The sequence below is a fragment of the Stenotrophomonas sp. 610A2 genome, from assembly GCF_030549615.1.
Taxonomy (GTDB): domain Bacteria; phylum Pseudomonadota; class Gammaproteobacteria; order Xanthomonadales; family Xanthomonadaceae; genus Stenotrophomonas; species Stenotrophomonas pigmentata.
Map to the genome: position 1 here is coordinate 702302 of NZ_CP130832.1, position 17465 is coordinate 719766.

At 64.5% G+C, this 17465-nt stretch carries 19 protein-coding genes; 6 read left to right on the forward strand and 13 right to left on the reverse strand.

The features are described 5' to 3' along the window. Window positions 1-101: 101 nt before the first annotated feature. The 3 genes from fis to prmA all read right to left on the reverse strand — a co-directional run bounded on the left by fis (window position 102) and on the right by prmA (window position 2347). On the reverse strand, window positions 102-374 hold the full coding sequence (gene fis, locus Q5Z11_RS03155; protein WP_057626401.1) for a DNA-binding transcriptional regulator Fis: 273 nt from the start codon (window positions 372-374) through the stop codon (window positions 102-104). A gap of 99 nt (window positions 375-473) precedes the next feature. After that, window positions 474-1403, reverse strand: a complete 930-nt coding sequence (locus tag Q5Z11_RS20685; RefSeq protein WP_345783903.1) for a DUF3426 domain-containing protein — start codon at window positions 1401-1403, stop codon at window positions 474-476. Window positions 1404-1432: 29 nt separating this feature from the next. After that, window positions 1433-2347 (reverse strand): 50S ribosomal protein L11 methyltransferase, encoded by a 915-nt coding sequence (prmA, locus tag Q5Z11_RS03165; protein WP_303748682.1) that lies wholly within the window; start codon window positions 2345-2347, stop codon window positions 1433-1435. Window positions 2348-2494: 147 nt separating this feature from the next. Between prmA and Q5Z11_RS03170 the strand changes: the two genes are divergently transcribed. Together Q5Z11_RS03170 and Q5Z11_RS03175 are read left to right on the forward strand one after the other, a co-directional pair. After that, on the forward strand, window positions 2495-3451 hold the full coding sequence (locus tag Q5Z11_RS03170) for a hypothetical protein (protein ID WP_303748683.1): 957 nt from the start codon (window positions 2495-2497) through the stop codon (window positions 3449-3451). After that, on the forward strand, window positions 3448-3807 hold the full coding sequence (locus Q5Z11_RS03175; RefSeq protein ID WP_303748684.1) for a hypothetical protein: 360 nt from the start codon (window positions 3448-3450) through the stop codon (window positions 3805-3807). The genes Q5Z11_RS03170 and Q5Z11_RS03175 overlap by 4 nt, the downstream gene beginning before the upstream one ends. 195 nt (window positions 3808-4002) lie before the next feature. Here Q5Z11_RS03175 and accC read toward each other — a convergent pair whose 3' ends face one another. From accC to aroQ, 4 genes are read right to left on the reverse strand one after another with little or no spacing between them, the layout of a single operon-like run. Continuing rightward, a complete protein-coding gene (accC, locus tag Q5Z11_RS03180) occupies window positions 4003-5370 on the reverse strand; it encodes an acetyl-CoA carboxylase biotin carboxylase subunit (RefSeq protein ID WP_303748685.1) in 1368 nt (455 codons plus the stop codon). Window positions 5371-5380: 10 nt separating this feature from the next. Continuing rightward, a complete protein-coding gene (gene accB, locus Q5Z11_RS03185; RefSeq protein ID WP_303748686.1) occupies window positions 5381-5860 on the reverse strand; it encodes an acetyl-CoA carboxylase biotin carboxyl carrier protein in 480 nt (159 codons plus the stop codon). Window positions 5861-5914: 54 nt separating this feature from the next. After that, window positions 5915-6343 (reverse strand): lysozyme inhibitor LprI family protein, encoded by a 429-nt coding sequence (locus Q5Z11_RS03190; RefSeq protein ID WP_303748687.1) that lies wholly within the window; start codon window positions 6341-6343, stop codon window positions 5915-5917. Continuing rightward, window positions 6340-6786: a type II 3-dehydroquinate dehydratase gene (gene aroQ, locus Q5Z11_RS03195; RefSeq protein WP_303748688.1), complete on the reverse strand. Its 447-nt coding sequence runs from the start codon at window positions 6784-6786 to the stop codon at window positions 6340-6342. The genes Q5Z11_RS03190 and aroQ overlap by 4 nt, the downstream gene beginning before the upstream one ends. Before the next feature lie 575 nt (window positions 6787-7361). On the opposite strand from aroQ, the gene Q5Z11_RS03200 reads away from it, so the two are divergent. The 4 genes from Q5Z11_RS03200 to Q5Z11_RS03215 all read left to right on the forward strand — a co-directional run bounded on the left by Q5Z11_RS03200 (window position 7362) and on the right by Q5Z11_RS03215 (window position 10282). Beyond that, window positions 7362-7991: a TetR/AcrR family transcriptional regulator gene (locus tag Q5Z11_RS03200; RefSeq protein ID WP_303748689.1), complete on the forward strand. Its 630-nt coding sequence runs from the start codon at window positions 7362-7364 to the stop codon at window positions 7989-7991. 10 nt (window positions 7992-8001) lie between these two features. Next, entirely contained in the window at window positions 8002-8679 is a 678-nt protein-coding gene (locus Q5Z11_RS03205) for a type 1 glutamine amidotransferase domain-containing protein (RefSeq protein ID WP_303748690.1), read from the forward strand. Window positions 8680-8796: 117 nt separating this feature from the next. After that, complete coding sequence (locus tag Q5Z11_RS03210; RefSeq protein WP_282272824.1) at window positions 8797-9207, forward strand: organic hydroperoxide resistance protein; 411 nt, start codon at window positions 8797-8799, stop codon at window positions 9205-9207. A 97-nt stretch (window positions 9208-9304) separates the two neighbouring features. Next, window positions 9305-10282, forward strand: a complete 978-nt coding sequence (locus Q5Z11_RS03215; protein WP_303748691.1) for a zinc-binding dehydrogenase — start codon at window positions 9305-9307, stop codon at window positions 10280-10282. Between the two features lie 93 nt (window positions 10283-10375). Here Q5Z11_RS03215 and Q5Z11_RS03220 read toward each other — a convergent pair whose 3' ends face one another. The 6 genes from Q5Z11_RS03220 to Q5Z11_RS03245 all read right to left on the reverse strand — a co-directional run bounded on the left by Q5Z11_RS03220 (window position 10376) and on the right by Q5Z11_RS03245 (window position 17205). Further along, a complete protein-coding gene (locus Q5Z11_RS03220) occupies window positions 10376-11836 on the reverse strand; it encodes an arylsulfatase (RefSeq protein ID WP_303748692.1) in 1461 nt (486 codons plus the stop codon). 306 nt (window positions 11837-12142) lie between these two features. Then, window positions 12143-12988, reverse strand: a complete 846-nt coding sequence (locus Q5Z11_RS03225) for an STM4011 family radical SAM protein (RefSeq protein ID WP_303748693.1) — start codon at window positions 12986-12988, stop codon at window positions 12143-12145. Between the two features lie 7 nt (window positions 12989-12995). After that, on the reverse strand, window positions 12996-14357 hold the full coding sequence (locus Q5Z11_RS03230; protein WP_303748694.1) for an STM4012 family radical SAM protein: 1362 nt from the start codon (window positions 14355-14357) through the stop codon (window positions 12996-12998). Next, complete coding sequence (locus Q5Z11_RS03235; RefSeq protein WP_303748695.1) at window positions 14354-15169, reverse strand: STM4013/SEN3800 family hydrolase; 816 nt, start codon at window positions 15167-15169, stop codon at window positions 14354-14356. The genes Q5Z11_RS03230 and Q5Z11_RS03235 overlap by 4 nt, the downstream gene beginning before the upstream one ends. Beyond that, entirely contained in the window at window positions 15162-16271 is a 1110-nt protein-coding gene (locus Q5Z11_RS03240) for an STM4014 family protein (RefSeq protein ID WP_345783911.1), read from the reverse strand. The genes Q5Z11_RS03235 and Q5Z11_RS03240 overlap by 8 nt, the downstream gene beginning before the upstream one ends. A gap of 22 nt (window positions 16272-16293) precedes the next feature. Beyond that, window positions 16294-17205: an STM4015 family protein gene (locus Q5Z11_RS03245; RefSeq protein WP_303748697.1), complete on the reverse strand. Its 912-nt coding sequence runs from the start codon at window positions 17203-17205 to the stop codon at window positions 16294-16296. Window positions 17206-17465 lie beyond the last annotated feature (260 nt).

The window sequence follows — 17465 nt, forward strand, 5'->3', positions numbered from 1 at the left end:
AGCCATGCTCGGCAAAGGGGCCTTCCCAGCAATGAACGACGGCGGGGATTGCCGGTAGCGCTTCTGCCGAGCATGGCTCGGCACTACAGACAGCGCGGGGCTTACGCCAGCCCGTATTCCTTCAGCTTCTTGCGCAGGGTGGCGCGGTGGATGCCCAGCAATGCCGCGGCGCGGCTCTGGTTGCCTTCGCAGTGATTCAACACTTCCACGAACAACGGGATTTCCATCTCGCGCAGCACGATCTCGTACACATCGTCGGCGTCACAGCCGTCCAGATCGCGCAGGTAGCGCCGCACGGACTGGGCAACGTGTTCGCGAAGCGGCGGCTTGGGAGCGCCACGACTGGTGTCAGGACGGGTGGGGGCAGCGTTCAAGGAGAGTTCCCGGATTCAGCAAAGTCGGGCGTGTTGGCCCGGCGTGGGGATGGGAGTCTAGCGCGTGGGCCGTCGGCCTGCCACGCCATTGTCCAGCGGTTACTGAAATTCGAAGCTGAAGGCGACGGTGGCGGCGGCTGGTTCGCGCAGTCGGAATGACACCTGCGCACTCTGCCCGGGCTCCAGTCGTGCCAACGGATCCGCGCCAGCGCCGAGGTATTCGGCCGGCTGCAGGGTACGGCGGCCGATCACCCGGCCATCGGCATCGGACAGCGACAGGCGCAGCGCGGGCCAGGCCTGGGCCCAGCGCGCATCGTTGCGGAAGCTGGTCTGCACCTGCAGCGCACCTGCCTGCCCGGGTACCGGACGGATGTCGCGGCTGAGCATGCTGTAGGCGCTGGGTTCGTGCCACGGCGGCAACGAGCAGCGCAGCACGCTGCACAGGCCGCTGACCAGCGGCCGGGTGCCGGCATCGGCGGCCAACTTGGCGCGGTCGGCCAGGATGATCTGCAGGCCAAGCAGCAGGGCCAGTGCCAGTACCAGTCCCCATTGCCAGCGAGGCGTGTCGGCCGGCGCTGCCGCATGCGCGCGGTTCGCGCGCGCGAAGCTGGGTGCGAGGACAGCGGACGATGCGCTGTCTTCCGTCGGTTCCGTGTCTTCGCTGCCGGCGTTGCCGCCGATGACGGCAGCTTGCGGCAGGACGAGCTCGGGTTGCGCCGCTTCCAGCTGCGGTACTTCCGCGTGCTCGGCTGCCACGTGCTCGGCTGCAGCCGGTTCAACTTCAGCCCGCTCTACCTCGACATGTTCGAGTTCGGCTTGTGTGACCCCAGCACGCTCGACATCAGCCTGCACCGGTTCGGCCTGATCCGCCTGCGACGGCAGATCAAGCGCCAGCGTCGCCTGCGTGTCATCGCTCGCCGCCGCAGCAGGCGCACCTTCCGGCGTGCCTTGCTTGGGCGTACTCGGCTTGGCCGGACCTTGCAGGAAGGTGGCCAGGGAAGGCTGGGTCGGCGCTGTTTCGTCAGTCATGGCTGGGCTGGCTGAGGCACTGGCCCCATTCAAGCACGGCGCACGCCGGTGATGCGCATCCAATCGCCATCCTGGGTGGCTTCAAGCTGGTCGAACCAGGCGGCGTAGCGTTCCAGCAGCTCGTCTTCCTGACCGTGCAGGATGCCGGACAGGGCAATCTGCCCGCCTGCGGCGACGCGCGCAGCCAGCAGTTCGGCCAGGGCGTCCAGCGCCGAGGCCAGGATGTTGGCGACCACCACCGGGTAGGTGGCAACCGGCTCGTCTTCCGGCAGGTAGGCGGCGATATGCACGCCGTTGCGTTCGCCATTGTCGTGGGTGGCGATCAGTGCCTGCGGGTCGTTGTCCACGCCCACGGCATTGGCGGCACCCAGCTTCAGCGCGGCCAGCGCGAGGATGCCCGAGCCGCAGCCGAAATCGAGCACGGTATTGCCGTCCAGCTTGCCCTCGGCCGAGAGCTGGTCCAGCCAGCGCAGGCACAGTGCGGTGGTCGGGTGGGTGCCCGAGCCGAAGGCCAGGCCCGGGTCCAGCCGCACGATGGCGGCATCGGCCGCCTGCGCGGCTTCCGGCAGCTCATGGTTCCACGGCACGATCCAGGTGCGCTGGCCGAACTGCATCGGCTGGAACTGGTCCAGCCAGGCGCGTTCCCAGTCTTCGTCCTGCACCGCGCGGAAGCTGGCGGTGGTCCATTCCAGACCCGGGTCGAAGGACTCCAGCGCGGCCAGCAAGGCCAGCGCATTGGTATCGGCGGGGAAGAGCGCGCTCAGGGTCAGCTCGTTCCACAGCGGGGTTTCACCCACGCCCGGCTCCAGGATCGCGCGCTCGTTGCTGGTGTCAGCGTCGGCGTCGAGCATGGTCACCGCCAGCGCGCCGACGTCGTCGAGGGCGTTCTCGTAACGGGGCTGGGTGGCTTCGGTGCAGCGCAGGGTCAGTTCAAGGAAGGGCATGGCGGCGTACGGCAACGGCGGGACAGGGCACGCATCCTAGACGAGGCGGGCGCCGATTGCGCGTTCAGCTGGCTGGTTCAGCCGAGCCGGCTCTGGGTCTTGATAGAATTCCCGACCTACAACCCTGTAACCGGCTGACGCCTTCCCATGCTCTCCTTGCTGGCCAGAAAACCCTGGTATCTGTTGGTGCTGCCTGCGGCAGTGCTGATGGCTGCGCTGGGCGCTCGTAGTGGCAACCTGCTGCATGGCGATACGGCGGAGGTGGCTGCGGCAAGCAATACCGGCCCTGCCGAGCTAGGTGCGCAGCTGCTGGCTGCCCCTGTGGTGGCAACGGAGCCCGTGCAATCCACCGCGGTTGCGGCGGGTTTGCCGCTGGACCTGCGCGCCGCCTTCGAGAACGGCACAGACCTGTTTGCCTATGCCCACCAGCTGCAGGCCGCCGCCGACGCAGGCAATGCCGAGGCCGGCTGGATGGCCAGTCGCATCTACGACTATTGCGGCGTATTCGCGATGGATCCATCCGGCTACGCGCTGGACAGCGCCGCATTGCAGCGCATGGACCTGGGTGCGATCTCGGCGATGCTCACCGCGCGCGGCAAGGTGCGCCAGGGCTGCGCCGGTTTCACTGCCGCCGATGGATTGGGCCGCGCGCGCCTGTTGCAGCAGCGCCTGGCTTCGGCCAAAGGTGGCAATCTGGCGGCCGAGGCAGCGCTTCTCTCGATGGGCGAGCCCCTGAGTGACACGCCCGAATACCGCCGCGGGCTGGTGGAGCGCGTGCAGTCCTCGCAGGACCCGGAAGCCTTCCTGGCGATCTCCGGCGCGATGGGTACCGCAGCGGCCGGTGACGACGCCTACCGGGGCATGGTTGCCGGCAGCCAGTTCAGCCAGTTGGCGTGGCAGGTTGCAGCGTGCCAGCTGGGCCTGGCATGCGGACCGGGCAGTGCATTGATGGTGGCGTATTGCGCCAATGGTGGGATCTGCTCGCGCGATCCCCAACAGGATTTTCAGTCTTTCGTTTACGACGCAGCGGTACCGCGCCAGGGTATGGAAAAAATGAACGAGATGGTCAACAGCTTGCGCGATGCGCGCCGAGGTGTGCGATGAATTACAAACGCTTCCTGCATGGGGCAAAGTTCTGGGTCTGGGTCGTGTTGTTTGTGGCCTATTCGGCGGGCGCGGTCGGCGTGGTGCTGATCGATACCTATGAAGATCGCTACCGGGCGCTGTCCAAGATCAAGCTGACCACTGTCAAATCCGACGAAGACCTGCGCCGTGCGGGTGCCACCCAGGCGGCAGCGGTGTACCGCGCGCAGAGTGGCATGCCGTTCAACACCTTGCAGCCGGGCAGCAGCTTCCAGATCGTCTGGCCGGATGGTTCGGTGGAAACGGTGACGGTGGTTGATCCGAGTTCGCCGCTGGGCACCGAGCCGCTCAAGGGCAGTGCGGTGGGCGCCGAGTAAATCGGCGTTTTCACCAGACACAAAAAAGGCGGGGATTCCCGCCTTTTTTGTGCGCGTTTGCTTCTGCAGTGCCGAGCCATGCTCGGTACTGCGAGCCCCTCTCCCGTGTACGGGAGAGGGGTTGGGGTGAGGGCTGGGGCTTTACCGGTAAAGCCTCTGCCGAGCATGGCTCGGCACTACCGGTGCCACCCTCAATCAGGTCAACGCGATCGAACGGGTCTTGCGCTCGGCCAGACGCTTTTCCAAGTAGTGGATGTTCTGCCCACCGGCCTGGAAGCCCTGGTCGCGCATGATGCGCTGCTGCAACGCGACGTTGGTCTTGATGCCGTCCACCACCATCTCGCTCAGCGCCACCCGCATGCGGGCAATGGCGGTCTCGCGGTCCGGGCCGTGCACGATCAGCTTGCCGATCATCGAGTCATAGTTCGGCGGCACCTTGTAGCCAGCGTAGATGTGCGTATCAACGCGCACACCCGGGCCACCCGGCGGATAGAAGCCGGTGATCAGGCCGGGGCTGGGAATGAAGGTTTCCGCGTCCTCGGCGTTGATGCGGCATTCGATCGCGTGGCCGTGCAGCACCACGTCGCTCTGCTTGATGCTCAGCTTCTGGCCGGAGGCGATGCGCAGCTGCTCGGCAACCAGGTCGATGCCGGTCACCATCTCGGTCACCGGATGTTCCACCTGCACGCGGGTGTTCATTTCGATGAAGTAGAACTTGCCGTCTTCGAACAGGAATTCGAAGGTGCCGGCGCCGCGGTAGCCGATGCGGATACAGGCTTCCACGCAGACCTTGCCGATCTGCTCACGCAGTTCGGCAGTGATGCCCGGTGCCGGTGCTTCTTCCACCACCTTCTGGTGGCGACGCTGCATCGAGCAGTCGCGCTCACCCAGGTGGATGGCGTTGCCCTGGCCATCGGCCAGCACCTGGATTTCCACGTGACGCGGATTTTCCAGGTACTTCTCCATGTAGACCTCACCGTTACCGAATGCCGCCTTGGCTTCGGACTTGGTGGTCTCGATGGAGGCCTTCAACGCGCCTTCGGCATGCACGACGCGCATGCCGCGGCCGCCACCGCCACCGGAGGCCTTGATGATGACCGGGTAGCCGATCTCACGGGCGATCTTGGTGTTGGTGACGATGTCTTCGCCCAGCGGGCCGCCCGAACCGGGCACGCACGGCACGCCGGCGGCCTTCATCGCGCGGATGGCTTCAACCTTGTCGCCCATCAGGCGAATGGTTTCCGCACGCGGACCGATGAAGATGAAACCGGACTGCTCAACGCGCTCGGCGAAGTCGGCGTTCTCGGAGAGGAAGCCGTAACCCGGGTGGATGGCTTGGGCGTCGGTGACCTCGGCCGCGGCGATCAGTGCCGGGATGTTGAGGTAGCTTTCCGACGAAGGTGCCGGGCCAATACAGACCGACTCGTCGGCCATGGCCACGTGCTTGAGATTGCGGTCAACGGTGGAATGCACCGCGACCGTGCGGATGCCGAGGGAGTGGCACGCGCGCAGGATGCGCAGCGCGATTTCACCTCGGTTGGCGATGACGACTTTATCCAGCATGGCCGGCGCCTCAGGCAATCACGAACAGCGGCTGATCGAATTCAACCGGGCTGCCGTTTTCGCCGAGGATGGCGACCACGGTGCCGGAGACTTCGGCTTCGATCGGGTTGAACATCTTCATCGCTTCGATGATGGCCAGGGTCTCGCCGGCCTTGACGGTCTGGCCAACGCTGACGAAGGCCGGCTTGTCCGGCGAGGACGAGGCGTAGAAGGTGCCGACCATCGGCGCGCGCTGCACGTGGCCTTCCGGCAGGGCATTGCCCGGCTTGGCGGTGCCGCCGGTGGAGGCTTCGGTCGGGCCGCTCATCGGCATGGCCGGGGCAGCGGCAGCAGCCGGAGCTGCGGCATACACCGGCGCCGGCGCAGCGACGAAACCGCCGACCGGGTTGCGCGACAGGCGCACGGACTCTTCGCCTTCCTTGATCTCGATTTCAGCCAGGTTCGACTCTTCCAGCAGGTCGATGAGCTTCTTGATTTTGCGCAGATCCATGAGGGCCTCTTTGGTTGCAGTAAGTCAGTAAGGAGAAGGCGCGGTGCGCCCGGGTCAAAGTTCGTAGAAATCGCGCAGCTGCCGGGTACGGTCCTGCGCGTGGGTGGTAAGACAGTGCATCTGCGCACCATTGCGCGATGTACCGTCGGCATTGAAGGCGTAGACCGCGTCGCAGTCCTTGTCGCGCAACTGGATCCAGGCGCGTTGCGCCTCAATCAATTGCTGCTCGGCAGCGCCGCAATGCGTGCAGCTGCCATCGGCGGCCTGCTGCTGTAGTTGGCGGCGGGCGAGCTTGTACGTGGTGTTCAAGACCGTATCAGCGTCGGTGGCGCGATCGGAGGCGCACAGGTCGCTCTCCATCGTGCTGGTGACGTTCGCACAGTCGATGCCTTCGGCAGCACGATCCAAGTTCTGCGCATGGGCAGCGGCCAGCGGCAGGCACGCCATGGCCATAGCCGACAGCAAGCGCGGTAGCGTGTTCACGCAGCCGCTCCCACGCGCGCCAGGGCAGCGTCCATCGCATAGCGGTAGCTGTCGGCGCCGAAGCCGCAGATCACGCCGATAGCTTTGTCGCTCAGGTAGCTGTGCTGGCGGAAGGGCTCGCGCGCATGCGGGTTGGACAGGTGGATCTCGATGAACGGAATTGCCACCCCGGCCAGCGCATCGCGCAGGGCCACCGAGGTATGAGTGAAGGCCGCGGGGTTGATCAGGATGAAAGCGGTTCCATCGGCACGCGCAGCCTGCACCCGGTCCACCAGCACATGCTCGGCGTTGGACTGCAGGTGTTCGCTCTGGTGCCCCTGCGCCTGTGCCTGTGCAGCGAGCGCAGCGTCGATCTGGGCCAAGGTGGTGTGGCCGTAGACGTCGGGCTCGCGTGTGCCCAGCAGGTTGAGGTTGGGGCCGTGAAGGACCAGCAGTTTTGCCATGTGCCAAGGGTCGGCGGGGAAGGGCGGCAGTGTGAGGGAAGCGGGGAATGCTGTCCAGTTCGGCGAAATTAGCAGTGTTTTAATCGTTTGTTTGAAATTTGGGGCTTTGCTGGGGCAGCCCGTGGTGCGGTGCTTCACGGCTGTCTTGGTAAATCTTGGAGACACCCGCAGCAGCCTGGCCAAGAGTAGTCCGCCTGCGCGATGCGCGGAACTTGCGGGGAAATGAGCGAAGTTGGGCCTTCCCCAAGACCCAAGACGACCAGAGCCCCTCTCCCGCCCGCGGGAGAGGGGTTGGGGTGAGGGCAGAGCGAAGCAGCAATCTTGGATTCCCAGGAAACCATCCGCAACTGGCTTTGAGCGATGAAGCCAAAGCTCCCCTCATCCGCCCCTTCGGGGCACCTCGCTCCGCGCCCCGGCCCCGCGTAGCACGCGGGGCGTACGAACAGTCACGTGCCTACGGCCCGTAAACGCCTGTTCTTAACCCCGTCAGCGGGAGAAGGGACGGCTGGCGTTCCCCGCCTCCCAGTAATCACCCATTAATAGACGACCGGTCTATTCGAAGTAAGCTCCACCCCATGAACCTCTCCCCAAAAGCCCAAGCCACCCGCCAGCACATCCTGGACACCGGCTACCGGCTCGTCCTGCAGAAGGGCTTTGCCGCCCTCGGCCTGCAGGAAATCCTCAAGGCCTGCGCCGTGCCCAAGGGCTCGTTCTATCACTACTTCGCGTCAAAGGAAGTGTTCGGCTGCGAGCTGCTGCAACAGTACGTAGACGGCTACGGGTGCAAGCTCGAGCAGCTGCTGGCCGAACCCGGCAACGGTCGCGAGCGGTTGATGCGCTACTGGGACGCCTGGGCGCGTGACCCGGCCGATCCGGCGCAGGGTTGGGCCGAAGAGTGCCTGGTGGTGAAGCTGGCCGCCGAGGTGTCCGACCTTTCCGAGGACATGCGTCGCGTGCTCGACAAGGGCGTGCAGCGTCTGCTGCAACGCATCGCCGCACTGGTCGAAGAAGGCCGCGCCGACGGCTCGCTGCCGAACGGCAAGCCCGCACTGGATGTCGCCCGCGTGCTGTACCAGATGTGGCTGGGTGCGGCCCTGCTGTCCAAGCTCAGCCAGGACCGTCTGCCGCTGCTGCAGGCCCGCGAAGCCACCGAACACCTGCTGTTGTGCGGCAACACCGTCGCACTTTCCACCCCCACCAATTGAAGGCAAAGCCATGAATGTTCTGTTCGTACTGACCTCGCACGACCAGCTCGGCGACACCGGGCACAAGACCGGCTTCTGGCTGGAGGAATTCGCCGCCCCGTACTACGTGTTCAAGGATGCCGGCGCCAACATCACCCTCGCATCGCCGGCTGGCGGACAACCGCCGCTGGACCCGCGCAGCGATGAGCCCGATGCACAGACTCCGGCCACCGACCGTTTCCGCAGCGACCGCGATGCACAGAAGCAGCTGGCCACCACGCTGCCGCTGAAGCAGATCGACGCCGCCCAGTTCGACGCGGTGTTCTACCCTGGCGGCCACGGTCCGCTGTGGGATCTGGCCCGCGATGCCGACTCCATTGCCCTGATCGAAACCTTTGATCGCGCCAACAAGCCGCTGGGGCTGGTCTGCCATGCCCCTGGCGCGCTGATCGCCGCACGCGCTGCCGACGGCAAGCCGCTGGTTGCCGGCCGCAAGGTCACCGGTTTTTCCAACAGCGAAGAAGACGCCATCGGCCTGAGCGCGGTGGTGCCCTTCCTGATCGAGGACGAGTTCACCCGCCTCGGCGGCAACTACAGCAAGGGCCCGGATTGGGCGCCTTACGTGCTCAACGACGGCCACCTCGTCACCGGCCAGAACCCGGCTAGCTCCGAAGCCGTGGCCAAAGCCTTGCTCGCACAACTGGCCTGAGCGCCATAACCCCGTAGCCCGGGTAAGCGAAGCGCACCCGGGAAACAAGCAGTCAACAAACGGTTCCACATCTGCTTTCAACCGACGTACCCAAAACACTCCCACAAGGAATCGGCAATGAAGATCTTCTACAAAACCCGCGCCACCGCCACCGGTGGTCGCGCCGGCCGTACCGCACTGGACGACGGCAGCCTCGCCCTCGATCTGGCCCTGCCGGGTTCCAACAAGGCAGGCGCAAACCCCGAGCAGCTGTTCGCCCTCGGCTACGCCGCCTGTTTCGACAACGCCCTGCCGGTCGCTGCCAAGCAGCTGCAGTTGCAGCCCGCCGGCACCGCCACCTCGGTGGAAGTGGGCATCGGCCAGACCGCCGAAGGCGGCTACGCACTGGATATCGACCTGCACGTTGAAGTGAAGGGCCTGGAACAAGCCGACGCCCAGCGTCTGGTCGAAGCCGCGCACAAGATCTGCCCGTACTCCAACGCCACGCGCGGCAATGTGGATGTGCGGCTGCATGTGACTGCGGCCTGATTCGAGATCAAAAGCCAAGTCAAAACCGGGGTCAGAGTGGAGTTTCGTTCCGAAACCCCACTCTGACCCCGGTTTTGACCCGCAACAGGAGACAACTATGCGCAGCGCCATCCACACCACCTTCGGTGAGCCAGCCGAAGTACTGGCCTTGGGCGACAGCCCCATCCCGCAGCCCGGCCCCGGCGAAGTCAGGATCAAAACCCTGCTCGCATCCATCCATAACCACGACCTGTGGACCGTGCGCGGCAAGTACGGCTACAAGCCCACCTTGCCAGCCATCGGCGGCAGCGAAGCAGTAGGCATCGTTGAGGCACTGGGCGAGGGTGTCGAAGGCATCACCATCGGCCAGCGCGTCATGGCCGCCTCGGTGCACGGCACCTGGGCCGAATACTTCATCGCACCCGCACGCATGGTCATCCCGGTACCGGACGGCATCGTCGATGAAGCCGCAGCACAGCTGATCGCCATGCCGCTGAGCGCGCTGATGCTGCTGGAATTCCTGCAGGCTGAGCCTGGCCAATGGATCGTGCAGAACACCGCCAACGGCGCCGTCGGCAAGACCCTGGCCATGCTGGCCGCCGCACGCGGCGTGCACGTGCTCGGGCTCGTACGTCGCGATGCGGGTGTCGACGAACTCAAGGCACTGGGCATCGACAACGTGCTGTCCACCACCCAGCCGGATTGGAAGGCGCGCGCACAGGCGTTGCTTGGCGACACACTGGCACACGCGGCAGTCGATTCCATCGGCGGTCAGGCCAGCGCGGATCTGGTGTCACTGCTAGGCGAAAACGGCACGCTGGTTTCGTTCGGCACCATGGCCGGCGAAGCCATGCAGATTCCCTCAGGCGACCTGATCTTCAAGCAGGCCACGGTGAAGGGTTTCTGGGGCAGCAAGGTCAGCCAGCAGATGTCGGTTGAGAACAAGCGTCGACTGGTAGGCGAGCTGCTGCAGCGCGTGCTGAGTGGCGAACTGGAACTGCCGGTGCAGGCGATCTACGGGTTGGGTGATGTTGCCGAAGCGGTGACGGCGAGCTTGTTGCCCGGACGCAAGGGCAAGGTGTTGTTGCGGCCCTGATGGTTGGTCAAAACCGGCAAAACCGGGGTCAGAGTGGGGTTTCGTTCCGAAACCCCACTCTGACCCCGGTTTTGCCCCGGTTCCCTGAAGGCCTCAGCGCTTCGAAGCAGCCGGAGTATACGGATCAGGCGTGCCCATTTTGATTGGGGGATATCTCTTGAGGCTGGCTTCCCAGTCGTACACCACCTTCATCATCGGCGTGGCGAGCCAGGACACCTTGACCCCGACATCGCGCTCTTCTTTAAGGTCGGTAAGCAGATTGATGATCTTGGGCTCCGCCAAGGTGACCGGTGGGTCATACATGTTTTCCTGCCAGATGAAATGCATCTTCCAGTCATGCCACTTCACTGCCGACAACCGGTCGGCGACATAGGCAGGAAAGCCCTCGCGGTTGGAATGCGGCTGCTTGCCCTCGAAGAACGCAAGCTGGTTGACGCCGTCAATGGCGCGATCGCTGGGTACTTTTGCGCCAGCTACTTCGGCCAGCGTGGGAAACACATCAACGATGTGCACGATATCGTTGCTGACCGTGCCGGCCGGAATCCTGCCCGGCCAGCGGATGATGAAAGGTGCACGCAGTGATGCTTCGGTTGCGGTGAAATAGGTGCCGCGCCACGGACCACTGTCGCCTTGCCATGGGTCGGTGGCCTCTGGGCCATTGTCGCTGGCGAAAACAACGATGGTGTTGTCCTCGATGCCTGCATCACGGATGGCATCGAGAATCTGGCCGGTGCGAGCATCCATCTCGGCCAGACAATCGGCCCAATCGCCATTACCGGTTTTGCCGACGAATTCCGGGTGGGGCAGTACCGGCATATGTACCATCGACGAGGAGACATAGGCGAAGAATGGCGTGCCTTCGCGCGCGTTCTTCTGGATGAAGGTCACGGCATGGTCGGTAATCTCGGCCTCCATTGTGCGCCGCGCCTGTAGATTCAAAATGCCAACCTGACGCGGCTTCTGACCCTTGCGGGCTTCGTAGATGGGTTCCGGGGCGACCACCTCGGAATTCCAGCCATGTCTGTTGCCAAACGAGGGCCACAAGCCGTCAGCTTCATTCTGCGCGGACCACATGGCTTCATCGTAGGTGCGCGGAATCCCATACCACTCATCGAAACCTTGCCCAGTCGGCAAGCGTGCTTCGGCGCTGCCGAGATGCCACTTGCCCCACATGCCGGTTTTATAGCCTTGCCCGGACAACAGCTCGGCAATGGTTATTTCCCACAGCGTCAAACCATCGGCTTGGCCGCCTACCGGCACCGCATAGGTGCCGGAGCGCATCGAGAAACGCCCGGTCATCAGCGCAGATCGGCTCGGTGAGCACTGTGCTTCAACGTTGAAGTTCAGCAGGCGCATGCCCTGGCCTGCCAGCGCATCGATCCTCGGCGTCGGCGCACCACGCAGAATGCCGCCGCCGTATACGCCAAGCTCGCCGTAGCCGAGGTTGTCGGCAAGAATGAAAACGATGTTGGGCTTGGCACTGTTGGCTGCCGGTGCCGTGCCCGCACACAGCGGCAGGGCGAGTGCGAGGCTGGAAACCAGCGCTCGGCGCATCACCGAGACCCTGTTCCAGTTTGATGGGTTCAAGCGCTGCGGCTCGGTCGCCATGGCTCACCTCGAAGTGAAATATGCGGCATGAGTCGCTGCGGGAGCTTTCAGCACGTCGCGACATTCAGTCTAGGAATTTCCAGTGCCGCGTATCTAAGTAATGAGACTTGCGTGCGAACAGTATTTCTACTGACGGAACTCGGAGCGAGGTTCAAAACCGGATCAAAACCGGCAAAACCGGGGTCAGAGTGGGGTTTCGTTCCGAAACCCCACTCTGACCCCGGTTTTGCCGGTTTTGATCCGGTTTTGCCGTTATCCCCGAAACCGCTCAAGAACCCCACCCGGATAATCCCGCTGAAACGGCAAATCCTTGCGGTGCGCATAACCGATATAGCAATCACAACGCTGGTTCGGGCAGCCGCGCGGACGCAGCTGGGCCGCAAAGCTGCCGTCATAAAGATTGCCCAGTGGCTCGGCGACGAAGTGGCAGCGTTTGACGTTGCCGTCGCCATCCACTGACACCACGTTCTCGCCGGTGAAGCAGGGCGCGCCGAGGCTTGCCGAGGGTTCGAGGTTGAACAGGAAGTGCGGGTCCACGCGTTGCAGCTGTTGAATCTCGGCATCGCTGTAGTAACCGGCAGGGCGCTCATCGTAGGCGTTGATCCACATCGGCACGTTGTCTGGCAGCTCCTCGCGCAGCAATTGGATCTCTTCCAGATGTTCACGCATCGCCACCATGCCAACCGTGTAACGCACGCCGCGCCGCGCCAGTTCATTGCAGCGGGCCAAGAAGGCGGCGCGGGTTACCTGTCCCGGGTGGTAGGTGCACCACAGCGCGAAGCTGTCGAGATTGACCTCATCCAGCCAGCGCGTGCCGATGCACAGGTTGGTCTGTATCACCACGCGACGGACATGCGGCATATGGCTCAGCTGCACCATCGCCTCGCGGTAGTGGCGGCGCACCAATCCCTCGCCCCACGGCGTGAACAGCACCGACAACTCCATCGTCTGCCGCTCCGCCCAGTCGACGAAGCGCGCAAGGTCCTCGGCGTCGCGGCGCAGGGCGGCGCGGGTGTCGTAGGTCTTGGCGAAGGGGCAGTACGGGCAGTCGTAGTTGCAACTGCTCAGCCGCCCGCGATAGAGGATGGAAAGATGCATGCGCGGCTCAATCCAATTGATAGTCGCGCATGCGCTCGGCCACGCCCGCGGAGATCAGCCAAGGGCCGATGGTGTCGGCGCGGGCAAGACCAGTGTCGTTCAAGGCAACCAGTGCATCCTCGCGCGTGGCCAGGCCCTGCTCGAACAGCTCATCCAGCTGCGGCAGGTCGTCGAAACACTCCGTGCCGAAGCGCTCACGGTATTGCGCAAGATCCAGGCCCGGCTGCGCCAGCAGTGACTGGATGACGAAGCGGCGACGGCGCTCGTCCTCATCCAACCGCACGCCGTAGTCGATGCGGGCGAAAGAGGCCTCATCGCGTTCCAGGTAATGCGCAAGAATATCCGCCACCGAGCGGCGGCTGACACCGTATTCGCTGGAGTAGTGCAGGCCGCTGGTATACGAGCGGGCGCCGCAGCCGATGCCAACCATGCCGTCGCTCTGGCAGCAGTACGCCGGCCCACCGGAATCCGGCGCGTTGGCCGCGCGGAACATGCGCATCGATACCTGCTCATAGCCCGCGGCCAGCAGACGCTCGCGGCCGGCGTCATATAGCGCCAGGCGGTTGTCCACCGATTCGGGATGAATGACGAACGAGCGCTTGCCGCCTTCCTTCGCACCGATGCGATCCAGCCCGGTATGCGGGCGCACGTATAGCGGATAGAGGTAAAGCTCTTCCGGCTGGAAGGCGAGGGCGCTGTCGATCGAGGTCAGGAAGCTGGCCACGGTCTGCCCGGCGATGCCGTAGATCAGGTCCAGGTTGAGCGTTGGAATGCCGGCTGCACGAATCTGCGCGATGGCTTCCTCGACCACCGCGCGTTGCTGCGGCCGCACCAGCGAGCGCACTTCCGCATCGCTGAAGCTCTGGATGCCCATGCTGACGCGGTCGATGCCGGCGTCGCGGCAGATTTTCATCTTCGCCGCGTCCACGGTTTCCGGCGATACCTCGATGCCTGCGGGAATCGAATGCAGGTCGATATTGGCGTGGCGCTGCACGAAGTCGAACAGCCGCTGCAGTTGCGGCGCATCCAGATAGGTAGGCGTGCCGCCGCCCAGCGCGAAGCGCACGAAGCGGTGTTCACCCAGAGCTTCGGCTGTCACCCGCAACTGCTTCTCCATCTGCGCCAGATAGGCTTCCACCTGTGCCGGCGCTGGCCGCGCCATTGCGAACAGATTGCAGAAGCCGCAGCGGTAGCTGCAGAACGGCACGTGCAGGTACAGGAACAACGCATCACGCGGTTCACTCGCCCAGGCATCGGCAAGCAGCGGCGGCTGGGTGATAGGCCGGTACGCGGACTTGTGCGGGTAGGAGTAGGAATAGGCCTGGTAGGGCTCGAGCCGCAGCAGCTCTGACAAACGATGGACGGTCATGGGCTCAACACAAAATGCGCATAGGGGACGTTCATCACCGTCTCGTGGGCGAGGCGGTGGCCGTGGAAGCCATCCTCACCGTAAGCGGTGCCATGGTCGGAACAGATGATCACGAAGGCCGGCCCACGCGCGCGCAAGGCCGCGAACAGCGCCGCCAACTCGCCATCAACGTAGCGCAGTGCGGCGCAGTGGCTGTCCAGTCCATCCGCGTCGCAGCCAGGCTGGTAATGCCGGTTCGGCTGGTGGATGGCCGAGACATTGATGAAGAGGAAGCAGCGCTGCTCGCCCGCTGCCTGCAGGCGCTCGCAGGCCAGTGCCACCTGGCGCTCGGTGGAGTCGATCGCGGTCACGCCGAGCTCGGGCTGCCAGTGGCTTTCCTCGAACAGGCCTGGCAGTTGCGAGCCCAGCGCATTGCGGCGGTTGAAGAAGCCAACGCCGCCAATGCAGATGGTGCGGTAACCCTGATCACGGAAGCCGCCGACGATATCGGCACGGCCGGAGAACACGAACGTCTCCGGCACGATGGTCTCGCTGCCTTCAAACTCCAGCGCGAACAGGCGCGGATGCGGCCCTGGCAGCGCAGGCGTGGGCAGGAAGCCGGCAAAGAACGCCGAGTGCGCCGCATAGGTGAAGCTGCCCGGCGTATGCCGCAGCTCCCAGCCATCGGCCGGCAGGTGCGGCGCAAGCACCGGCAGCTCGCCGCGCTCGAAGCAGCGCTGGGCCGCATCGAAGCGCAGCGCGTCCAGGGTGATCATCACCACGTCATGGCTGCCGACGATGCGGTGCATGTCGGGCAAGCGGGTCTCAAGCATGGGCGTACTCGTTGATGGCAGAACGCGCAGGCGCCAACAACGCCTGGTCTTCATAAGTGGTGCGCCCGGCATGGCGCAGGTCCAGCAGCAGGTCGCCGAAGCCATTGGCTTCCAGCACCCAGCTACGCGTGCCGCGCACGATCAGGTCGAAGCCGATCATGCGGCTGGCGGGGAATGCAGCCGCGGCCTTCACCGTGGCAGCTTGCAGATGGCGGATGGCGTCGGCATCCAGCAGTGCTTCCAGTTGCGTGCGCGCATTGCCCAGGTGCAGGTTGGTCAGCGCGCCCGCGCTCATCCGCGCCACCCGCTGCCGTGGCTGGCCATCGAGTGCGACCACGCGCACGTCATAGCGGCGGCCATCGCTACCCGGCACGGTGGGCTTGGGAATCCAGCGCTCGATGTAGGCGCCTTGCTCGGCAAGCAGGTCCACCAACCGTGCGATATCGCCGTGCCGGTCGTACCGACGCTGCCGCAGCGAATTGAAAACCCGCCAGCGGCCGTCCTGTTCCACGAGCTCCGCCGAACCATAGGCCACCTCGCGTCCATCGCGGTTGCGCGCGTAAGCCAGCACGCCAGCACCGGACGAACCGTAACGGGCCTTGATGAAGACACGCTCGCAGGCCGCATCGCGCAGCCGTGTGCACAGATCCTCGTAGCCGCTGATCGCCCCAAACAAAGGCGGTACTGCCACGCCTGCATCGGCCAGCAGGTGCTGGCAGCGGAGCTTGTCCGACATGCAGGCAAGATCGGCCGGTGCATTGAGGTAACGCGGCCCCGCCGGAAGCGACGCCAGCACATCGGCAAAGCCGGCATACCAGAACTGCTGATGCACCAGCTCACCATGCGCGGCAGGCAAGGGCGCATCGCCAGCAGCGCCGGACAGCTCCCAGCCACGCAGCACCAAGGCCTGATGCAGCGCAGGCGCTTCGCCGGGTGACTCCAGTTTGACGATGGCATCGGGCGCCTGCGCGAGTGCCTCAAGCAGGCGCGCAGGCTCGGCGAGCAGGGTTTCGTAATCGAACACATGCGCGGCAGGCGCACCCTGATCGTGCAGGGCACGCTGCAGCCACCCGATACGGCGGCTGCCGCGCGGGCCGATCAACAGCCAATTGGCCATCTTCGCCTTACTCGGACACCGCCACGTAGCGGTCGCCGTCGTCTTCTTCTTCCGGATCGTCCAGCACCACCGTGCACGGCAGCGCTTGCAGCTTCTGCTGCCAGGCCTCGGAAATGTAGTGGTGGCTCAGGTCGATGCGCTGCAGGCTGCCCAGGTTCGGGCTCTCGCACAGCGCCTGCGCGCCGACGTCGCCGATGGTGCCCAGCGACAGGTCCAGCGTCTGCAGCGTGCCCAGCCACGGCTCACCGGCCAGCCACACCGCCAGCTCGTCGCTGATCATGGCGTTGCGCAGGCCCAGGTAATGCAGGCGCTCCGGCCCGATCGCCAACAACAATCGCTGGTAGACCGCCACATCGCCATCGAAGCCATAACCATCATCGCCAAGCCACAGCTCAAGATGGCGCAGGGCCGGCAGCGTGGAGTTGGCGATGGCGATTACGATCTCGTTCGGCAGGCCACCGCTCTCGATCGCCAGTTCCTGCAGCGACGCATGCGTGAAGGGCTGCAGCTCAAGCTCGGAGGTGCCACGGATACGCAGCGACTCCAGGCCCGGGAAGGCTTCCAGCAGCGGGTTGTAGGAGATCTGGTTGATCCACGACATCTCGCAGTCTTCGTAGGTCATGTCGCCCACGAACAGCGCCTTCAGGTTGCCCAGCTCGGCACGGCGCGCAATCAGCCCATCGATCAGGCCCTGCGGGCCGTCACTGGAAGCCTCATCCCATGCGCCGATGACCAGCACTTCAATCGACTTCGGATCAACCTGCTCGAAGAAATTGGCCAGCAGTTCCTCCTGGCTCTCGTCGCTGTCGTATTCCTGCATCAAGCGGTAAGCGACATCGCCGGCTACGGCCGAGCCACCCATCTTGAAGTCAACGACTTTCTTGCCACGATAAACCTGCGTGTATTCGCCAATGGTCACGGTACGTCCTTGCCGGAATGGTGCCGTAGCATAACCGAGAGGATGCGAATGCTGGCAGCAATGCATCACGTTCGATGGAAGGCATACAGCCTTCGCCATTCCGTAACGATGCTGTGCTAACGCAGCAAGCAAGCGCAAACAAGTAAGCGGAAGAACCAAGCGAAGCCAGCTCAACCCCCTCCCTTGCGCGCAGCGCAGGGGAGGGCTGGGGAGGGATGCTCTTCGCAGCAAGCCAGCAGCGCAAACATTCCCAGCTTCGC